At 30.7% G+C, this 18,941-nt stretch carries 14 protein-coding genes and 1 pseudogene; 4 read left to right on the forward strand and 11 right to left on the reverse strand.

The window, feature by feature from the left end; genetic code table 11:
* Positions 1–22 precede the first annotated feature (22 nt).
* The 3 genes from GN138_RS05480 (at position 23) to GN138_RS05490 (ending at position 2,832) form a co-directional block, all read left to right on the forward strand.
* Positions 23–1,444, forward strand: coding sequence for an MBOAT family O-acyltransferase (locus tag GN138_RS05480; RefSeq protein WP_157362789.1), 1,422 nt, complete (start codon positions 23–25; stop codon positions 1,442–1,444).
* Positions 1,410–2,321 carry a hypothetical protein gene (locus GN138_RS05485; protein ID WP_157362790.1) on the forward strand — a complete coding sequence of 304 codons (912 nt, stop codon included), beginning with the start codon at positions 1,410–1,412 and terminating at the stop codon, positions 2,319–2,321. Before GN138_RS05480 ends, GN138_RS05485 begins: the two co-directional genes overlap by 35 nt.
* 91 nt (positions 2,322–2,412) lie before the next feature.
* Positions 2,413–2,832 carry a CBS domain-containing protein gene (locus GN138_RS05490; RefSeq protein WP_157362791.1) on the forward strand — a complete coding sequence of 140 codons (420 nt, stop codon included), beginning with the start codon at positions 2,413–2,415 and terminating at the stop codon, positions 2,830–2,832.
* A gap of 20 nt (positions 2,833–2,852) precedes the next feature.
* On the opposite strand, the gene rpe is transcribed toward GN138_RS05490, so the two are convergent.
* The 7 genes and pseudogenes from rpe to rpsO form a co-directional block, all read right to left on the reverse strand.
* Positions 2,853–3,515 (reverse strand): ribulose-phosphate 3-epimerase, encoded by a 663-nt coding sequence (gene rpe, locus GN138_RS05495; RefSeq protein WP_157362792.1) that lies wholly within the window; start codon positions 3,513–3,515, stop codon positions 2,853–2,855.
* Between the two features lie 209 nt (positions 3,516–3,724).
* Complete coding sequence (locus tag GN138_RS05500) at positions 3,725–4,588, reverse strand: sigma-70 family RNA polymerase sigma factor (RefSeq protein ID WP_157362793.1); 864 nt, start codon at positions 4,586–4,588, stop codon at positions 3,725–3,727.
* Between the two features lie 94 nt (positions 4,589–4,682).
* Entirely contained in the window at positions 4,683–5,057 is a 375-nt protein-coding gene (locus GN138_RS05505) for a hypothetical protein (protein WP_157362794.1), read from the reverse strand.
* A gap of 64 nt (positions 5,058–5,121) precedes the next feature.
* Positions 5,122–5,316: pseudogene (locus GN138_RS16145) on the reverse strand (hypothetical protein); the annotation flags it as partial.
* Between the two features lie 39 nt (positions 5,317–5,355).
* Positions 5,356–6,792 carry a glycosyltransferase gene (locus GN138_RS05510; protein WP_157362795.1) on the reverse strand — a complete coding sequence of 479 codons (1,437 nt, stop codon included), beginning with the start codon at positions 6,790–6,792 and terminating at the stop codon, positions 5,356–5,358.
* A 185-nt stretch (positions 6,793–6,977) separates the two neighbouring features.
* Positions 6,978–9,224 (reverse strand): polyribonucleotide nucleotidyltransferase, encoded by a 2,247-nt coding sequence (locus GN138_RS05515; protein ID WP_157362796.1) that lies wholly within the window; start codon positions 9,222–9,224, stop codon positions 6,978–6,980.
* A 217-nt stretch (positions 9,225–9,441) separates the two neighbouring features.
* Complete coding sequence (gene rpsO / locus GN138_RS05520) at positions 9,442–9,711, reverse strand: 30S ribosomal protein S15 (RefSeq protein WP_157362797.1); 270 nt, start codon at positions 9,709–9,711, stop codon at positions 9,442–9,444.
* Positions 9,712–9,892: 181 nt separating this feature from the next.
* Here rpsO and GN138_RS05525 point away from each other — a divergent pair, with 181 nt between their 5' ends.
* Positions 9,893–11,002: a sensor histidine kinase gene (locus GN138_RS05525; protein ID WP_157362798.1), complete on the forward strand. Its 1,110-nt coding sequence runs from the start codon at positions 9,893–9,895 to the stop codon at positions 11,000–11,002.
* A 68-nt stretch (positions 11,003–11,070) separates the two neighbouring features.
* Here GN138_RS05525 and GN138_RS05530 read toward each other — a convergent pair whose 3' ends face one another.
* The 4 genes from GN138_RS05530 to fbaA all read right to left on the reverse strand — a co-directional run bounded on the left by GN138_RS05530 (position 11,071) and on the right by fbaA (position 18,862).
* Positions 11,071–11,598, reverse strand: coding sequence for a hypothetical protein (locus GN138_RS05530; RefSeq protein ID WP_157362799.1), 528 nt, complete (start codon positions 11,596–11,598; stop codon positions 11,071–11,073).
* Positions 11,599–11,776: 178 nt separating this feature from the next.
* Positions 11,777–16,207, reverse strand: coding sequence for a CheR family methyltransferase (locus tag GN138_RS05535; RefSeq protein WP_157362800.1), 4,431 nt, complete (start codon positions 16,205–16,207; stop codon positions 11,777–11,779).
* A gap of 477 nt (positions 16,208–16,684) precedes the next feature.
* Positions 16,685–17,542 carry an acetyl-CoA carboxylase, carboxyltransferase subunit beta gene (gene accD / locus GN138_RS05540; RefSeq protein ID WP_157362801.1) on the reverse strand — a complete coding sequence of 286 codons (858 nt, stop codon included), beginning with the start codon at positions 17,540–17,542 and terminating at the stop codon, positions 16,685–16,687.
* A gap of 252 nt (positions 17,543–17,794) precedes the next feature.
* A complete protein-coding gene (gene fbaA, locus GN138_RS05545; protein WP_157362802.1) occupies positions 17,795–18,862 on the reverse strand; it encodes a class II fructose-bisphosphate aldolase in 1,068 nt (355 codons plus the stop codon).
* Positions 18,863–18,941 lie beyond the last annotated feature (79 nt).

Here is an 18,941-nt window from a genome sequence, read left to right on the forward strand (position 1 = left end):
TAAAAAGACTTAATAAATAGAAATGATATTTAATTCTCTTGCATTTTTAATTTTTATAATTCTTGTATTTATATTTTACTGGTCATTAAGGAAAAAACCGTTAGTATATCAAAATATACTTTTACTTATTGCAAGTTATGTTTTTTATGGATGGTGGGATTGGAGATTTCTAGGTTTAATTGCATTTAGTACTTTAGTCGATTTTTATGTTGGTAAGACTATAAATAATTCTAACTCTTTAAAAACCAAAAAAATATTCTTGTATATAAGTTTGATTACTAATATAGGACTTTTAGGTTTTTTTAAATATTATAACTTTTTTGTAAAATCATTTGAAGAAATGTTGTTTTCATTTGGTTTTAATATTGATACTTGGACATTAAACATTATTTTGCCGGTTGGAATTTCATTTTATACTTTTCAGACTCTATCATATACAATAGATATATATAAAGGGAAAATAAAGCATACCAGTAATATTATTAGTTTTGCTGTTTTTGTTTCATTCTTTCCACAATTAGTTGCTGGGCCAATAGAAAGAGCCAGTCATCTTTTACCTCAGTTTTTAAGTAAACGCCAATTTAATTATAAAGAAGCTATAAACGGATTGTCATTAATAGTATATGGTTTTTTTAAAAAAATTGTAATTGCAGATAGGCTTGCAATTTACGTAAATTCTGTTTTTTCGGATATTCAAAACGCTAATTCAATTTCGTTAATTTTTGGAGCTATTTTCTTTGCATTTCAAATTTATGCAGATTTTTCAGGCTATTCTCTAATAGCAAGAGGTATCTCTAAATTGTTAGGATTTGACTTAATGGTAAATTTTAATAGGCCGTATTTAGCAGAAACAATTCCAGATTTTTGGAGAAGATGGCACATTTCATTGTCAACTTGGTTTAGAGATTATCTATACATACCTTTAGGAGGTAATAGAGTTTCTGTCCCAAGAAATTATTTCAACCTTATGGTTGTTTTTTTGGTTAGTGGTCTTTGGCATGGTGCAAATTGGACTTTTGTAATTTGGGGAGCTTTACATGGAATATATCAGGTGGTTTATCTAAAGGTTAAAGGGTTTGTAAAAATCGACCTAAGAAATACTATTTTTCATAAAAGTATTAATATCCTTTTTGTTTTTACTATTGTTACTATTACATGGGTTTTTTTTAGAGCAGAAAGTTTGCGTCAGGCTATTGAGTATTTTAATAGGTTGTTTCTTTTTGATTTTTCATTTAATCTGGTACAAGTTTGTGCAGAAAAAGGGCCATTAAATTTGATATTAAGTATTTTTTCTATTATACTTCTATATCTTAGTTACTTACTTCCTAAAAACCTTGTGTTTAAAAATGAAACACAGAGCTTGTTTTTTATACTATTAACAATTTTTATTATCCTAATAATTGGAATAAATGGAACAGCAGAATTTATATATTTTCAATTTTAGTAAGTTTATTTTTAAGATTTTAATATCATTTTTAATTATATGTTTAATATTTAATTATTCTTTTGAAGAGCATGTAATTTTTAAAAGCGAGATTAGTGGTGCTTTTAAAGTAAATAAAATAATTAATGAAACAAAAGCCACGGAAATTCCAATCTTTGGTTCTTCTAGATCTTTACGAAGCTTTGTTCCCTCTTTATTAGGTGAGAATTATTTTAATTACGGTATTGCAGGAACACAAAGTAATATTTGGCTATTTTTTTTAGAAAATGAATTAAGTAAAGAAAAATCTACTCCAATTATTATTAATTATGATTTAAATGGCTTGACGTATTCTGATGGAGATATAGCAAATTATATACCTAACTGGAACAAGACTAAAGGGGTTTTAAAAAGTAAGGGTGAAATTTATTATCATGTACCATTCGTTAAGTATTTTGGGAAGTTTGAACTTTACTCAAAGTATCTTTTGAACAATCGTATGAATTTAACCAAAGTTACGGATAATGGTGGGAGTTTTGAAAAAAATGTGTTAACATCAAAAAAATTTAATGAACTCGTTAAAAAACGAGAAAATACGAAAGCAAAATTTCAAATTAATAATAATTTAAATAAAAAGCTAAATCATTTAATAAAATCAACAAATAGAGAAATTATATTTGTAATCTCACCTTATCACGAATCATATTTTAAAAATTATCAAAATTTAAACGAAGCAGAAGCTTATTTAAATGAGTTAAATGATTTTAAGAATGTACGTGTAATTGATTTAAGAAATTTTATTACAGATAATAGTATGTTTAAAAATACGACTCACCTTAATTATTTAGGTGCAGTAAAATTCTCGGAACATATAAAAAATATACTTCCCCAAAATTAATTTAATTTATCGTTGTCAAGTATCTGACAATTGTCATAATTTTTAAGGGTTTTATAATCTATTTTTAGTAGTAATTATAAAACTTACGATTATGAAAAATGATGCGTCAATTTCTACAATAATGACAAAGGATATCATTACTCTTAGTAAAGAAGATGATTTAGAAAAAGCAGAATTACTATTTAAGAGGCATAAAATTAGACATATTCCTGTTGTTAAGGAAGATGCCGTAATAGGCATGTTAAGTTACACAGATTTATTGAGAATTAGCTTTGCTGATGCTGTAGACGAAACGGAAACGGAAGTAGATTCTTTAGTTTATAATATGTTTTCAATACATCAGGTGATGGTAAAAAATGTAGTAACGGTATCATCTGATTGTACCATAAAAGAGGTGGCCAAAATATTAGCTAAAAAGGAGTTTCATGCATTACCTGTTGTAGATAACGGAAGTATAGTTGGCATTGTAACTACAACCGATTTAATTAATTATTTAATAAAACTTCTATAAACCCATTGGGTTAGGTTTTATTAAGAATTAGCTAAGTCTTTTAAATTTTTAATAGTGGCAGTTGGGTTTTCACTTCTAAAAACATGACTACCTGCAACAAATGTATCTGCACCAGCTTCTACTAAACGTTTAATGTTTTTATCTGTAACACCACCATCAATTTCAATACGTGTTTCTAAACCTTGCTCAGTAATCATCTTACGAAGATTTTTTACACGCTTATAAGTGATGTCTTCAAATTTTTGTCCTCCAAAACCAGGATTTATAGACATTAAAAGAATCATATAACATTCAGGCAAAATATCTTCTAATACATTGAGTGGTGTGGTTATGTTAAGAACAATGCCTGCTTTACAACCAGCATTTTTAATTTGCCTTAAAGTTCTGTGTAAATGTACCGTAGATTCATAGTGTACCGTAATTATATCGGCACCTACTTTAGCAAATTCTTCAATATAGCGCTCCGGTTTTTCAATCATTAAATGCACATCTAACGGTTTTGTTGCATGTTTTTTAATTGCAGCTATTACTGGCATTCCATAAGATATATTAGGAACAAAATGTCCATCCATAACGTCAATATGAAACCAATCTGCATCACTGTTGTTAACCATTTCGGTATCACGTTGAAGGTTACCGAAATCGGCAGCGAGCATTGAAGGAGCAATTAATTTTAAAGCCATTGTATGATGTTTCTATTAATGGTCTCAAAGGTAAATAAAATGCTAAGAATTTGTAATGCTTTTAAGGGCTAAAAATTATTGAATTAAGACAATCTTAAAAAAGTGAACCCACGGTAATCAGCCGTGGGTTCTTTCATCAATCAAAAAACGAACAGTTATGTTGTAACTGTTGTTGTCTTCCTTAGGTTAGTCGTTAATTATTTAAAAAACTAACCTAAATAGGTCTTTAATATTTTACTTCTAGAGGTATGTTTTAGTCGTCTAATTGCTTTCTCTTTAATTTGTCTTACACGTTCACGCGTTAAATCAAATGTTTCACCGATTTCTTCAAGCGTCATTGGGTGTTCGTTACCCAAGCCAAAGTATAAACGTACAACATCAGCTTCACGAGGTGTTAGTGTTTCTAAAGCGCGTTCAATCTCAGTTCTTAAAGATTCGTGTAATAAATCTTTATCTGGATTTGGAGATTCTCCACTTCGTAATACATCGTACAAGTTAGAATCTTCACCTTCTACTAAAGGCGCATCCATACTAACGTGACGACCAGAATTTTTTAAAGACTCCTTAACATCGTTAATAGTCATGTCTAATTCCTTAGCAATCTCTTCTGGAGAAGGTGGTCGCTCATGGCTTTGCTCTAAAAAGGCAAACGTCTTATTGATTTTATTAATAGAACCAATTTTATTCAAAGGTAAGCGAACTATACGAGATTGTTCTGCTAAAGCTTGTAAAATTGACTGTCTAATCCACCAAACAGCGTAAGATATAAATTTAAATCCACGTGTTTCATCAAATCGTTGTGCTGCTTTTATTAAACCTAAATTACCTTCATTAATTAAATCTGGTAATGTAAGTCCTTGGTTTTGATATTGTTTAGCTACAGAGACTACAAAACGCAGATTAGCTTTGGTAAGTTGCTCTAAAGCTAATTGGTCACCAGCTTTAATACGTTGAGCCAATTCTACCTCTTCGTCTGCAGTAATAAGGTCTACCTTACCAATTTCTTGCAAATATTTGTCTAATGACGCAGTTTCCCTGTTGGTTACCTGCTTGGTAATTTTTAATTGTCTCATTTAATTTAAGATTTGTGCAAAATTAAAGCAACGCAATGTTACTAGTAATTATACGTAAAAATGCACAAAAGGTTACAAAACAATTGAAAAAAAATTAAATTTTTAGAAGTTTAATAGTATCAAGATTAATATTTTTTATAGTTTCATTACTAAATTTATAGTGACCTTTAGTGGTAATTAATCTAAATCGGTACGACTTTAATTGACTTAAAGTGTTTAAAAAAAGCCATTTTGATTTCAGTAATCTTGGTTTTTGCGACTTCAAGCTTAAATCAAAAATGTGTTTTCTACCTTCTTTTTCTGCAACAATATCTGGTGTGACAGCAATATCGCTACCTTTTTTGTGATAGGATTTAGGCGTCTCATAACCTTTTACATCGGCTTTAATATTTGAATAACCTAAGTTTTTAAGATAGGAAATTGACTGATTTAACTCTTCTTCGTACTTCTCTTTGTCTTGTGTTATCATAGCTAAGAATATATGGTTTTTAATTGATATCTCAAAATTACAGCAGGACTTGTTTACTTAAATATTAGAATTTTAGTGTTTTAAGCCCTTTCTTTCCGTTGCTATACACATAATATTTATTGTAACCGATTGATTTAAGCCTAATGAGCTGCGATGATGTAGTATATCTGTACTAATGGCCAATTCAGCCCCAACACACAATTGTAAATTGGGTAGAGGCGTTATGGTACATGGCTTTACTAATTATACGATGGAGAAAAGTATTAGTTCCTTGTTATAATTTAAGACTTAATATATCTTATTTAGATACTGATAATTCTCTAGTTAACCATCCTCGTCGGCTTGCAGTTGCAATAGCGTAAGGTGTTATCCAAAAAAGGGCAAATGTGTACATTATACTATAAGCATATGCCCAAATGCCTTGAGTGGTTTTGTATTGACTGGTAAAAAATATAACTGAAAATGTAGAAACAATTAAAATACTAACTAATGTAGATCCTAGAAATAATAATGGATGAACTGCTACAAAAAATAACATTGAGATTAATAAAGGATAACTCATTAATATTTTTAAAAATTGACTGATAAATAAAATACGAGTGCCTGTTTTTCCTGTTGTTCTAAAATTGGTAAATACATATTTCGCCATTTCAAGATTTTCTCTAACGTTGCTTCTTCCCCAACGAATAAACATTTTATATAGGCCTAAATATTGTTCTGGAACATTAGTATAAGCCACCGCGTTTTTTTGAAATAATACATGCTGGCCTTGTTTTAAAATCATGTTGGTCATGGCTCTATCTTCACCAATATCTGAAGCTTTACCCATAAATTTTTGATTTATCCATTCTGGTAAACATTTATGCACTGCAGAACTTCCATATGCAGCTAATGCGCCAGGTGTACATAATACAGAATTTAAGTTACTTTCTGCAGAACGCACAAACTCAAAACTCATAACAAAACTAACATCTAGCATTTTTGGCAATATCTCTTTTTTATTGTTTAAAACTCTAATATTACCTGCAACAGCACCACATTGTTTATCTTTTGAAAATGGACTTACTAAATTTCTTAAGGTGTCTTCTGTAACAATAGAGTCGCTATCTACAGTAACATAAATATCGCCTGTTGCTAAATTAAAACCACGATAAAGTGCATGTCTCTTGCCTTGGTTTTCTGGTTGTTGGTATATTTCTAAGCGATTTCCTAGTTTGTCTTTTGCATCTAACATCCATTTCCAAGTGTCATCTTTACTGCCATCATCTATAGAAATTATCTGAATTTTATCTTTTGGATAGTCACTGTTATCTAAGCTCATTAAAGTATGCCAAACTTGTTTACCTTCATTGTAAGCAGGTACAATTACTGTAACAGTTGGAAGTTCTTTATTTGAAACTGTTTCAATAGGTGTGTATTTAAAATAATTATAGGCTTTAAAAATGAAAAAGGACACTTTAAAGATAAATAAGCATGTTGCGACGATAATAAAACGATATCCTATAGCATTGCTTGCATTATCTGCATTTATTTGTTCAAAATCATTATGAAATACCGAAAGAAAGTAGATACCTATACAAAAGAGCAAGAATGAACTGAATAATACAATTTTGTTATAAGGACTTTCAATTTTTGATTTACTGTTTAAAAATGAACTGAGATTATTAGATAATTTTTTAGTCTTGCTTTTTGTTGATGTCAATATTGTTTTGGAGGAATATTTTTTTTTAGACATGAATCTTAATTATTAGATTGATTAATTAAAATAGATGTACGTTTAGTATTATAATTTAGATTGTTATTGAGATATATTTAACATTCACTAAAAGTTTGAGATTTGTTTAATTTTTGTAATTGGTTAAATAAAAAAACCTGACTCAATTAAGAATCAGGTTATATATTTAATACTATAAAAAAGAATTAATCTTCTTTCTTATCATTTCTTGGTTTTTTGTTATCACCACGGTTATCACGTCCGCGATTATCTCTACCTCTGTTATCACGTCCACGGTTGTTATCTCTAGGTGGTCTTTCTGCGTAACCTTCAGGTTTAGGTAAAAGTGCTTTACGCGATACCTTTTCTTTACGGGTACGTTTGTCTATGCCAAAGTATTTTACATCAAAAACATCGCCCATGTTTACAACATCGGATACGTTTTCAGTACGTTCCCAAGCTAATTCACTAACGTGTAAAAGTACTTCATTACCTGGAGCTTCGGTATATTCTACCACCGCACCAAAGTCTAACATTTTAATAACTTTTACTTCGTAAACGCTACCAACTTCAGGTTTAAACATCATAGCGTCAATATGAGCCATTACAGCATCAATTCCTTTAGATCCAACCCCAAGAATTTCCACAATACCTTCTTCGGTAACAGGATCTTCATTAATAACGATAGTAGTCTCGGTTTCTTTTTGTAGTTCTTGAATTACTTTTCCACCAGGACCAATTAACGCACCAATAAATTCGTTTGGAATACGTCTAGAAATCATAGTAGGTGCGTGATCTTTAACTGATTCGTTTGGTGTTTCAATAGTATCGGTAATTTTACCTAAAATATGTAAACGACCATCACGGGCTTGTTTTAAAGCATTTACAAGAATTTCATACGATAATCCTTTTACTTTAATATCCATTTGGCAAGCCGTAATACCATCTGCTGTACCTGTTACTTTAAAGTCCATGTCACCTAAGTGATCTTCATCACCTAATATATCAGAAAGTACGGCGTATTTTCCAGAATCTGCATCAGAAATTAATCCCATAGCGATACCTGAAACTGGTTTTTTTAATTGTACACCTGCATCCATCATTGCCATTGTACCAGCACAAACCGTAGCCATAGAAGAAGAACCGTTAGATTCTAAAATCTCGGAAACCACACGTACCGTGTATGGGCAATCATCAGGAACCATTCCTTTTAATGCACGTTGTGCTAAGTTACCGTGACCAACTTCACGACGAGAAGTACCACGAATTGGTCTTGCTTCACCTGTTGAAAAAGGAGGGAAGTTGTAGTGTAAATAAAAACGCTCTTCACCTTCGTAAGATGGCATGTCTATTTGGTTAGCTTCTCTACTAGTACCTAAAGTTACAGTAGCTAAAGCTTGAGTTTCTCCACGTGTAAAAATTGAAGAACCGTGTGTAGATGGTAAATAATCTACTTCACACCAAATTGGTCTAATATCTGTAGTTTTACGTCCATCTAAACGTAATCCTTCGTTTAATGTTAAATCACGTACAGCAGCTTTTTCAGCTTTAGAGTAATATTTAGAAATTAATCCGCCGTAATCTTCAACTTCTTCCTCAGAAAAACTTGCGATAATTTCTTCTTTAATTTCTGCAAATGCAGCACCTCTTTCGTGTTTAGAAGAGCCTGCTTTAGCAACAGCATACACTTTATCGTATGCCATATCGTGTATTTTTTTAGCTAAATCTTCATCAGCTCTTTCTGGTTCGTATTCACGAGTTTCTTTTTTACCAAAGGCTTCAGCTAACTTAATTTGAGCAGCACATTGTACTTTTATAGCTTCGTGAGCAAATTTAATAGCTTCGGTCATTTCTTCTTCAGAAATTTCATCCATTTCACCTTCTACCATCATTACAGAATCGGCAGAAGCACCAATAACCATATCGATGTCACTTTCCGCTAATTGAGCAAAAGAAGGGTTAATAATGAATTCACCATTAATACGACCAACTCTTACTTCGGAAATTGGACATTCAAAAGGGAAATCTGATAATTGAATAGCAGCAGAAGCGGCTAAACCTGCCATAGCATCTGGCATAACTTCTGGGTCGTGAGACATTAATTGAATCATTACCTGAGTTTCAGAATGGTAATCTTTTGGGAATAATGGACGTAGCACACGATCCACTAAACGCATGGTCAATACTTCACCGTCACTTGGTCTTGCTTCTCTTTTGAAGAAACCACCTGGGTAACGACCCGCAGCTGCAAATTTTTCTCTGTAATCTACCGTTAATGGTAAGAAATCTACATCTGCAGATTTGTAATTGGAAACAACTGTACATAATAACATACATTTTCCTGATTGCACAACAACAGAGCCATGTGCCTGTTTTGCTAATTTTCCGGTTTCGATAGAAATTTCTCTACCATCACCAAGGTCAATGACCTCTCTAAAAACTTTTGGAATCATAAATTTTTTTAGTTCTAAATTCTAACGCATTATCGCTCGCTAGAATGGTGTTAAACAATGGTCGTTGTGTTGTTGTAGTTGTTTAGACCAATGAAAAACTGTTAGTCCTGAACTTGTTTCAGAATCTAGCTTCTTCAATTTTAGGTTTTATACTCGTCTAAAACCGAGTTTTATATAACAAAAAACCACGCTGTTAGGCGTGGTCTTTATATTGAGATTATTTTCTTAATCCTAATTCTTTTACTATTGCACGATATCTTAAGATATCTTTTTTAGTTAAGTAGTCTAATAATGCTCTACGCTTACCTACTAACTTTACTAAAGAACGCTCAGTATTATAATCTTTACGATTGTTTTTTAAGTGTTCTGTTAAGTGGTTAATTCTTGCAGTAAATAATGCAATTTGTCCTTCTGCTGTACCAGTATCGTTTTTTCCTTTACCGTGTTTTGCGAAGATTTCTTCTTTTGCTTCTTTTGTTAAGTACATTCTAATATTATTGTAAATGATTGTTATGTATTTGAAAGACTCTCTTTCAGGCGGCAAATATACTATTTTTTTGTCATTTGGCTTTTTTTTTGTAACTTTTATGTTGAAATCTTTTATTAAGATGTTAATCCCTTTCTAACTAATAGCTTTCAAACAAGATTAATGTAATTAAACTTTAAAAATGAAAGTCTCCAATCAACTCCGAAATTTCTCAAATGCTTACGATGTATTAGAACGCACTTTTAATAATACCTACAATGGCATTGCTATAGTTAATTTAGATGGAAATTGGTTAAAGGTTAATCAAAGTGTCTGTGATATATTTGGTTATACCAGATGGGAACTTTTTAATATGGATATTAATAATATTATTTATGCTGAGGATTTAGGTGTTCATGAAGATAAGTTTGAAAAACTTTTAGATGGTACCATAGATAAGTACCGTGTAAAACAACGATATTTCCACAAGGATGGTACTATTATTTGGGTTCAAATTTCGGTCTCTTTAGTTTATTTTAAAGCAGGTAGACCACATATGATTTGGCAATTTAATGATATTAGTAAACGACAAAAAAATCAGGATAAATTAAAATTGATGCTTAATGTGGCGAGAGAGCAAAATGAAAGACTTACATCTTTTGCTAATATTGTAACTCACAACCTTAGGTCACATTCTAGTAATCTAGCTTTGCTCACGGAATTTTTAGAGGAAGATAGCTCTAGTTTAAATACTAACGAAAACTTTCAATTACTTAAAAGTGCAATTGCCAATTTGCAAGAGACTGTAGATCATTTAACTGAAGTTGCCAAAATTAGAGAGATTGAAGATTCTGAAATGGAAGTACTTAATTTATACGACTTTGCAGAAAAGGCAACTTATAATATTATTGCGTTAGCTCAGAATACAGAAGCTATTATTTATAACGAAATTGATGAAGATATTTGTATCAAAGGAAAAGCTGCGTATTTGGATAGTATTATTTTAAATTTTTTGACTAATGCTATTAAGTATAGAGCAGAAAATCGGAAGCCTATTATAGCATTGAGTTCTTTTGAAGAGGGTGAGTTTGTTGTTCTTAAAATTAAAGATAATGGTCTTGGTATTGATTTAGAGAAATTTGGAACTAATATTTTTCAAATGTATAAGACCTTTCATAAAAATGATGATGCTATTGGGATAGGACTTTTTATTACTAAAAATCATATTGAATCTTTAGGAGGAAAGGTAGAGGTACATAGCCAAGTTGGTGTAGGCACGGAATTTACTGTATTTTTAAAAAAGGCCAGCTAATCTTCTGTATATAAAAAAAGCCTTTCAATTTAATTGGAAAGACTTTTTTATATCATTTTGTTAAAATATTACAAGACGTCTACAGTAACAGTTAAATCTATATTTACTTCAATGTCAAAAACTACAGGTGTCTCGTTTACTGTACCAGCTAATGACACATTAATTAGCAGGTTGTTTTCTAAATTATTTGCAATTTCATTAAATCCGCTTGTATCAGTAATAGTATAAAGTGTATTATCAATATCAGACTGTTCAAGGTTTATATTAGAAACCGCTATAGTTGTAGTGCCAAATATTAGTTGACCTTCCGTTAAGATGGCGCCTTCTGATCCAGAAAAATTTGTGATTTCGTAAGTTATGGAATTAATAGACATATTTTCTATTAAATCGATATTATCTTGGATTTCTTCATTATCTGATATATCTAATGTTGTAGATGTAGAGAAACTCTGCGGCTGTCCTTCTGAATCTTCTGGTACATCTACGCTAATTGTAGTTGTAAAATCTTGGATTATATCTATTTCTGTTAATTCATCTAAATCGTCACAAGAAAATACGGACACTAATAGTAATAATAAACTGAATTTAATTTTCATTTTTTTGGTTTTTTAGTCTTCTCATTAGCTCGGTTTTAAAACGTAAAAGAAAACATGGTTAGATTGCAATATATTAAAAAAAATCATAAAACGCTAAATGTTAGTGTTTTAGCTTTTTATTGCAAAAGCTATGATATGTCAATATAATTGATATACTTACATCTGTTTAAACTAATTGCTAGGTAATCCACTTGGCTAGCGTATCAAATAAATGTTCCTTTACAATTGGTTTAGATAAAAAGTCTACACATCCTTTTTCGTAGCACATATTTTTTTCTTCTTCCATGGCATGAGCCGTTTGCATTATTATTTTTGCCTCCGAATTAATTTGAAGTATTAAATCCATTGCTTCAATACCACTCATTTCTGGCATACGAATGTCTAATAGTATTAAGTCTACATTTGGGTTTTCCTTGTAGTATTTTACTGCAATTTTACCGTTGTTAGCAAAAAGTAATTTTGCTCCTGTTTTCTTTAATATTGCTTCTAATAACATTCTTATTAACATATTGTCCTCTGCAATAAGTATTGATTTGTTTTTTAGGAATTTGCCGTTTTGTCTGGTCTTTTGGGTGTTACTTAACTCTAATGCTGTAGCTAATTTAATAGGTATGGTAAACTCAAATGTTGTGCCTTTGTATCTTTTAGATTCAACAGTAATATCGCCACCTAAGAGTGTAACTATAGCTTTACAAATAGATAAGCCTAAACCTGTGCCATCATATTTAGCACTGTCCTTATAATTGACTTGTTTAAAACGTTCAAAAATTTCTTTTTGTTTGTTTTTGGCAATACCTATGCCTTCATCTTTTACAAAAAAGCGTAGGTAATTTTCTTCTCGGGTAAAACCATAAGATATAGTTCCTTTTTCGGAGAATTTAACCGCATTGTTAATAAGGTTAGATACAACTTGCTCTAACCGTCTTGGGTCTGTGTTAATATTTAAACTTTTTAATTCATCCGGAATTATAGGTTTTAGCGTAAGGTGCTCTTTGTCTTTTTGTTTTTTTACTTGTTCAAAGGTGAGTGTTAAGTTTTCTATGAGGTCAGAAACGTTACAATTTTTATAAACCAGTTTTAACTCGTCAGATTCAATTTTTGAAACGTCAATTATATCATTAATTAGATTTAAAAGTTGTTTAGAGTTATTGTCTATAATTTCTATATATCGTAAACGATTTTCCTTACTAAGCGTATCACTTCTTAGTAAATCTGCAAATCCTAAAACACTAGATATCGGTGTTCTTATTTCATGGCTCATATTGGCTAAAAAGAAATTCTTATGCTTGTTTGCTAAAACGGCATCTTCGGCTTGTTTTTTAGCCATAATTAATGCTTTTTCATTTTCTTTAATAGTGGTGATATCTTGTGCGGATCCACGTAATTTTACAATTTTTCCTTTTTCTTTTACGGCTTCGCCTTTTGCCCACATCCATCCTTTTTCGCCATTATCTCTAATAATATTTAATTCTAATTCGTAAGGTTTTCCTTTAGTTCCTGCCAGTTCAACAGCTTTAGATAGTGTGTTCCAGCTTTGTTCAGTAAAAAAACGTTTATGTTTGTGATATTTTGGAGGATGTTCTGCGATGTCTAATCTAAATATTCTAAATAATTCATCACTCCAACTTACTTCTCCTGTTTTAGTTTCTAAGGTCCAACTGCCAACATGTGTAATACTTTGAATTCTATCGAGTTCTAGTTTGCTTTTAGTTAGGGCTTCTTCTTTTTTCTTCAATTCTGTAAAGTCTGAAATTGTGCCTGCAAATTCTCCAACTTTAGGGCAAAATGTATTAACATGGAAGTATTTATTTAACGGTAAAACATAACCTTCAATAGTTTGTTTTTTACCCTTCAGTGCTGTTTCTCCATATTTTTGAATCCACTTATTTGGGTCTTTAATTAAAGATGGTAAAATTTCTGATACTTTTTTGCCTACGATATCCTTTGCCTCTTTGCCAATTAGTTTGGTATAAGCCATATTAACATCTAGGTATTCCCAATCTACAGCTTCGCCTTTTTTGTTTGTTATAATTTTAGCATGTATGAAGCCTTCTGTTAAATTTTGAAATAACTCATGGTACTTAAGCTCTGCAGCTTCTAATTCTAGTTCAATCTCCTTTATTTTATTTATGTTATCTATAGTTATCACTACGCCATCTATAACTTTATTAGATGTTATAAAAGGGCTAATACGCTGAAAGTAATAGTTGCCATTAATATCTCTAAGTTGATTCTCAATTGTGGTAGGTTTTTTTAATACATTTTGAGAGTCAGTAATTAATTTTGATGTTGTTTTAGCATCAAAATTTGAAGTAAAATTTGATAGTTTACGACCTATATCTGCCTCTTCTAATTTAAAAATCTTTTTAATGGCAGGTGTAAACTTTCTTATACATAAATCCGCATCTAAAAAAAGCGTTGCTATTTCTGTGTTATCTAAAAGGTTTGATAAATCATTGCTGAGGTTTGTAAGCTCTTTGTTTTTTTCTTGCATTTCGGTGTTTACCGTATACAATTCTTCGTTAACAGATTGCAACTCTTCATTGGTGCTCTGTAATTCTTCATTAGTAGCCATTAACTCTTCGTTAGATGACTGTAACTCTTCATTTGCTGTCTCTAATTCTTCAATGGCATTTTGAAGTTCTGTTTTAACAATTTTTAGTTCATTTTCTAGGTCTTCTATTTGTTCTTTAGAGCTTTCACTTACAATTTCATTTTTAAGATTTATTTCTTCTATATTCGTCTCTCTTTTATCTGGACTAAATTCTTTTAAATAGCAGTTTTTTAAATTTTCATCTTTAATTGGTTTATGTATTTTTAAACTAAAAGAAAAGGACCCTTCCTTTGTAATACTACTAACATTACTTATTAAAATATCTTTATTAGTTTTTTTTAATCTGTTAACGCCATTTTTAAGGCTAATAGCAAGGTTTTTATCTACAATTTTTAATAAGTTATTTTCAAAAACACCTTCTGTATGATATAGCTTTTTACCTACGTTACCCTTAATAAATAGAATATTAAATTCAGCATCTATAAAAATAGCATCAGGGCTAAAGCGTTTACTTAAGTAATGATGATATATATATTCTTCATTACTTACAGCGTGTTTTGAGTTAATTTTTGGAGCCATTTTTTTCGGTGATGTTATAGTATTTGTTGAGAGAAAGGTTTTGATAAGATTTGGAGAATATTTAGATTCTGAAATATTTTGAAAAATTTTCCATTTGGTATTAATAGTTTTAAAATGAGTAGCAACATTGCCTAAGGATTCGCTATTACCTAGAAAAAGAAAACCGTTTATATTTAAAGAAAAGTGAAAGGTTTGTAAAACTTTTCGTTGAATGTTTCTATCTAAATATATGAGTAAGTTTCTGCAGGATATTAAATCTAATTTAATAAACGGAGGGTCGCTAATTAGGTTATGCTTAGAAAACACTATTTTTTCGCGTAGAGATTTTCTAATTTGAAGCTTATTGTTATTTATAAAAAAATAGGTTTCTATATGTTTTTTGCTAATCTCATTAACGATGTCAATATTGTAACTGCCAGAACTTGCTGTATCAATACTTCTAGCATCAATATCTGTTGCAAAAATTTTAAAATCTATGGATAATTTCTTTTTTGTTATATAATCACTAAACAATATAGCTAAAGAGTAAACTTCTTCACCACTAGAACATCCAGCTACCCATATTCTAATTTCTTCACCAGGTTTTTTAGAATTACAAATTTGAGGTACAATTTTGTCTTTTATATCTATAAAGGCTTCATCATCTCTAAAGAAACGTGTAACTCCTATTAAAAAATCATCTCTTAAGACTGCTTTTTCTTCATCATTGTTTTTTACAAACAATCTATATTCAAAAATATTCTGAATATTTAGGCTAACCATCCTTTTTTCTATTCTACGTAAAACTGTATTTTTTTTATAATTTCTAAAATCTACATTACAATAGTTAAATACATCAAGAAGAATTTTATTTATTTCAGGTTCTTCTTTAAGGTTAAAAGTTTTTATGAGATTTAACATTTTACCTTGTTTAAAGTTTAAGAATTCTGCGATATGTCTGACGTCTTCTATATAATCTACAGTTTTAGTAATGATGGCCGAGTTTGGCATGCCGTCAAATTGCGCATCATTTGGATCTTGGGCAATAATAATTCCTCCAGTTTCTTTTACTGTTCTGATACCTCTAGAACCATCTGAGCCTGTACCAGATAAAATAATAGCAATTGCTTTTTCTTTAAATTCTTCACCTAAGGTTTGAAAAAAGATATCAATAGGAAGGTTTAAGTTATGTTTAGGGCCTTTATCTAGTAAGTAGATTTTTGAACCTTTTACATGTAAGTTTTTATTAGGTTGATTTAAATAGATGCAGTTAGGCTTAATGCTCTGTTTGTCTTTAGCAGTATAGATTGGCATATCTGTGTACTTGGCTAAAAGTTCTGGCATTAAACTTTTAAAATCTGGAGAAAGGTGTTGCACTATAATAAATGCCATGCCAGTATCTTTAGGTATATAGCTAAATAAATCTTGTAAAGCCCTTAAAGCGCCTGCTGAAGCGCCAATGCCTACTACCTTAAAGCTTTGTTTATCTGTGTTCATAGGGTTCTCTTCTGATGATTTATTACTAAGCTATAATAGTCTGTGACGCATACCATATAAAATAAACAGAGGTTTGTTTTATATAAATAGTACAGTACAGTACAGTTAAACTTTTTTAAACCACAACTATGTGACCTATCAGAAAAGAATGGAGAGAAATAAACCTTAGTACCAAAGCTAGAATTTAGTTAAATGATATAAGGGCTTTTAAAATTATTATTTTAAAATGTAAAATAGTTCCGCCTTTCAATTTGTTAGGAATTGAGTTTTGGTTATGCTATTATACAGTTAATTCTTAGGAGGAATTATGAGCCCTAATATACTTAAAATTTATTAATTTACAGATAAAAGTGATTTGTTTGTAGTAATAAACTTATTAATAAGACTTGGTAGACCTAAAATTAAGACAAAAAAAGGAGACGTTTTACGTCTCCTTTTGTACATGTTAATACCAAAATAATTATTAATATAATAAATCTATGCTCTTACAGGTTGATTTGTAATAAGATCTATATATAAATTTACTTTGTTTTTTAAATCTTTACGATGCGTTATAAAATCTAAAAAACCATGCTCTAATAAGAATTCTGAGGTTTGAAACCCTTCTGGTAATTCTTTACCTGTTGTATCTCTCACAATTCTTGGTCCTGCAAAACCAATTAAAGCTCCAGGCTCTGCAATATTAATATCACCTAACATTGCAAATGAAGCAGTGGTTCCGCCAGTTGTTGGATCTGTACAAAGTGATATATATGGTATACCAGCGTCTGCTAATTGGGCTAATTTTACAGATGTTTTAGCCAATTGCATTAGAGATAAGGCTGCTTCCATCATACGAGCACCACCAGATTTACTAATAATCATTAAAGGTGTTTTCTTCTTTAAAGCGTATTCTGCGGCTCTTGCTATTTTTTCACCAACAACACTTCCCATAGACCCACCAATAAAACTAAAGTCCATACATGCAACAACAAGGTCTTTTCCACTAGATTTGCCTACAGCAGTACGTACAGCATCTTTAAGATTAGTTTTTGCTTGTGCTGCTTTTAAGCGGTCTGGATATTTTTTTGTGTCTTCAAACTTTAAAGGGTCTTTAGAAGTTAAATTAGCATCTAATTCCGTGAATTTATTATCGTCAAATAAAATTTGAAAATATTCATTACTACCTATTCTTACATGGTATCCATCTTCTGGGCTCACGTAGAAATTTTGTTCTAATTCTTTGGTGTCAATAATCTTACCTGTTGGAGATTTATACCAAAGACCTTTTGGTGTGTCTTTTTTTTCTTCAGTAGAGGTATGTATACCTTTTTCTTTTCTTTTAAACCAAGCCATATTTAGGTTACGATTTTTAATCCTTCGACTAGCTCAGGACAGGTTTATGATTATGATCTATAAAACTCATAATCGTATTTATTTAGTTAGTTATCATTTGCTGTTGCAAAGGGTACAAACTTACTATTTTATTAAATATAACTCAAAAATTGGTAAAAGTATCTTGTATTATTAATTATTATAAACAAATAAAAACCCACTAAAACTCTGATATATAGTTTTAATGGGTTTAAATTGAAATTTTAAAAAATGTTATAACGTATCTACATTATTTAAATCTTGGAATGCTTTTTTAAGTCTTTCTACAAAAGCACCTTCACCTTTACGCAACCAAACACGAGGGTCGTAATACTTTTTGTTTGGTAAATCTGCACCATCAGGATTTCCTATTTGTGTTTGTAAGTAGTCTTTTTTATCTAAAACATAATCTCTAACACCACTTAAAAATGCATATTGCATATCGGTATCAATGTTCATTTTAACTACGCCATAGCTAATACCTTCTCTGATTTCTTCAACTGTAGAACCTGATCCACCATGAAATACAAAATCAATGTGATTGTGCTCAACACCATATTTTTCTGTAATAAAATCTTGAGAGTTCTTCAAAATTTTTGGTGTTAGTTTTACATTTCCAGGTCTGTAAACTCCATGAACATTTCCAAAAGCAGCAGCTATTGTAAATTGATCACTCACTTTACTTAACTCTTCATAAGCATAAGCAACTTCTTCTGGTTGTGTATATAATTTAGAGGCATCTACATCACTGTTATCTACGCCATCTTCTTCACCTCCTGTTATACCTAATTCAATTTCTAAAGTCATACCCATTTTGCTCATGCGCTCAAGATATGTCTTACAGATTTCTATGTTTTCTTCTAATGGCTCTTCAGATAAATCTATCATATGAGAGCTATATAGAGGTTTTCCTGTTTCTTCAAAATGCTTTTCACTTGCATCTAATAAACCATCAATCCAAGGTAATAATTTTTTAGCACAGTGGTCTGTATGTAAAATTACAGGTACACCATAAGCTTCTGCCATTTGGTGAACATGTTTGGCACCAGCAATAGATCCTGCAATTGCAGCTTTTTGACCTTCATTACTTAAGCCTTTACCTGCATTAAATTGAGCACCACCATTTGAAAATTGAATAATAACTGGAGCATTTAAATCTCTGGCAGTTTCTAAAACACCATTAATAGTGTTAGAACCAATAACGTTTACTGCAGGTAAGGCAAAGCCTTTCTCTTTAGCGTAATTAAAAATATTCTGAACTTCTTTACCTGTGGCAACGCCTGGTTTGATATTGTGACTCATAATTAATGTATTGAAAATTTAGTAATCAAAAATACACAAAATTTGAGTATTTATCTACTTTGAGTGCTGATAAAATACC

This window comes from Winogradskyella endarachnes, from assembly GCF_009741275.1.
GTDB classification, from domain to species: Bacteria; Bacteroidota; Bacteroidia; order Flavobacteriales; family Flavobacteriaceae; genus Winogradskyella; species Winogradskyella endarachnes.

Coding starts and splice junctions, on each gene's coding strand:
- GN138_RS05480 (WP_157362789.1), top strand. CDS start 23: ATGATATTTAATTCTCTTGCATTTTTAATTTTTATAATTCTTGTATTT.
- GN138_RS05485 (WP_157362790.1), top strand. CDS start 1,410: ATGGAACAGCAGAATTTATATATTTTCAATTTTAGTAAGTTTATTTTT.
- GN138_RS05490 (WP_157362791.1), top strand. CDS start 2,413: ATGAAAAATGATGCGTCAATTTCTACAATAATGACAAAGGATATCATT.
- rpe (WP_157362792.1), bottom strand. CDS start 3,515: ATGGCTTTAAAATTAATTGCTCCTTCAATGCTCGCTGCCGATTTCGGT.
- GN138_RS05500 (WP_157362793.1), bottom strand. CDS start 4,588: ATGAGACAATTAAAAATTACCAAGCAGGTAACCAACAGGGAAACTGCG.
- GN138_RS05505 (WP_157362794.1), bottom strand. CDS start 5,057: ATGATAACACAAGACAAAGAGAAGTACGAAGAAGAGTTAAATCAGTCA.
- GN138_RS05510 (WP_157362795.1), bottom strand. CDS start 6,792: ATGTCTAAAAAAAAATATTCCTCCAAAACAATATTGACATCAACAAAA.
- GN138_RS05515 (WP_157362796.1), bottom strand. CDS start 9,224: ATGATTCCAAAAGTTTTTAGAGAGGTCATTGACCTTGGTGATGGTAGA.
- rpsO (WP_157362797.1), bottom strand. CDS start 9,711: ATGTACTTAACAAAAGAAGCAAAAGAAGAAATCTTCGCAAAACACGGT.
- GN138_RS05525 (WP_157362798.1), top strand. CDS start 9,893: ATGAAAGTCTCCAATCAACTCCGAAATTTCTCAAATGCTTACGATGTA.
- GN138_RS05530 (WP_157362799.1), bottom strand. CDS start 11,598: ATGAAAATTAAATTCAGTTTATTATTACTATTAGTGTCCGTATTTTCT.
- GN138_RS05535 (WP_157362800.1), bottom strand. CDS start 16,207: ATGAACACAGATAAACAAAGCTTTAAGGTAGTAGGCATTGGCGCTTCA.
- accD (WP_157362801.1), bottom strand. CDS start 17,542: ATGGCTTGGTTTAAAAGAAAAGAAAAAGGTATACATACCTCTACTGAA.
- fbaA (WP_157362802.1), bottom strand. CDS start 18,862: ATGAGTCACAATATCAAACCAGGCGTTGCCACAGGTAAAGAAGTTCAG.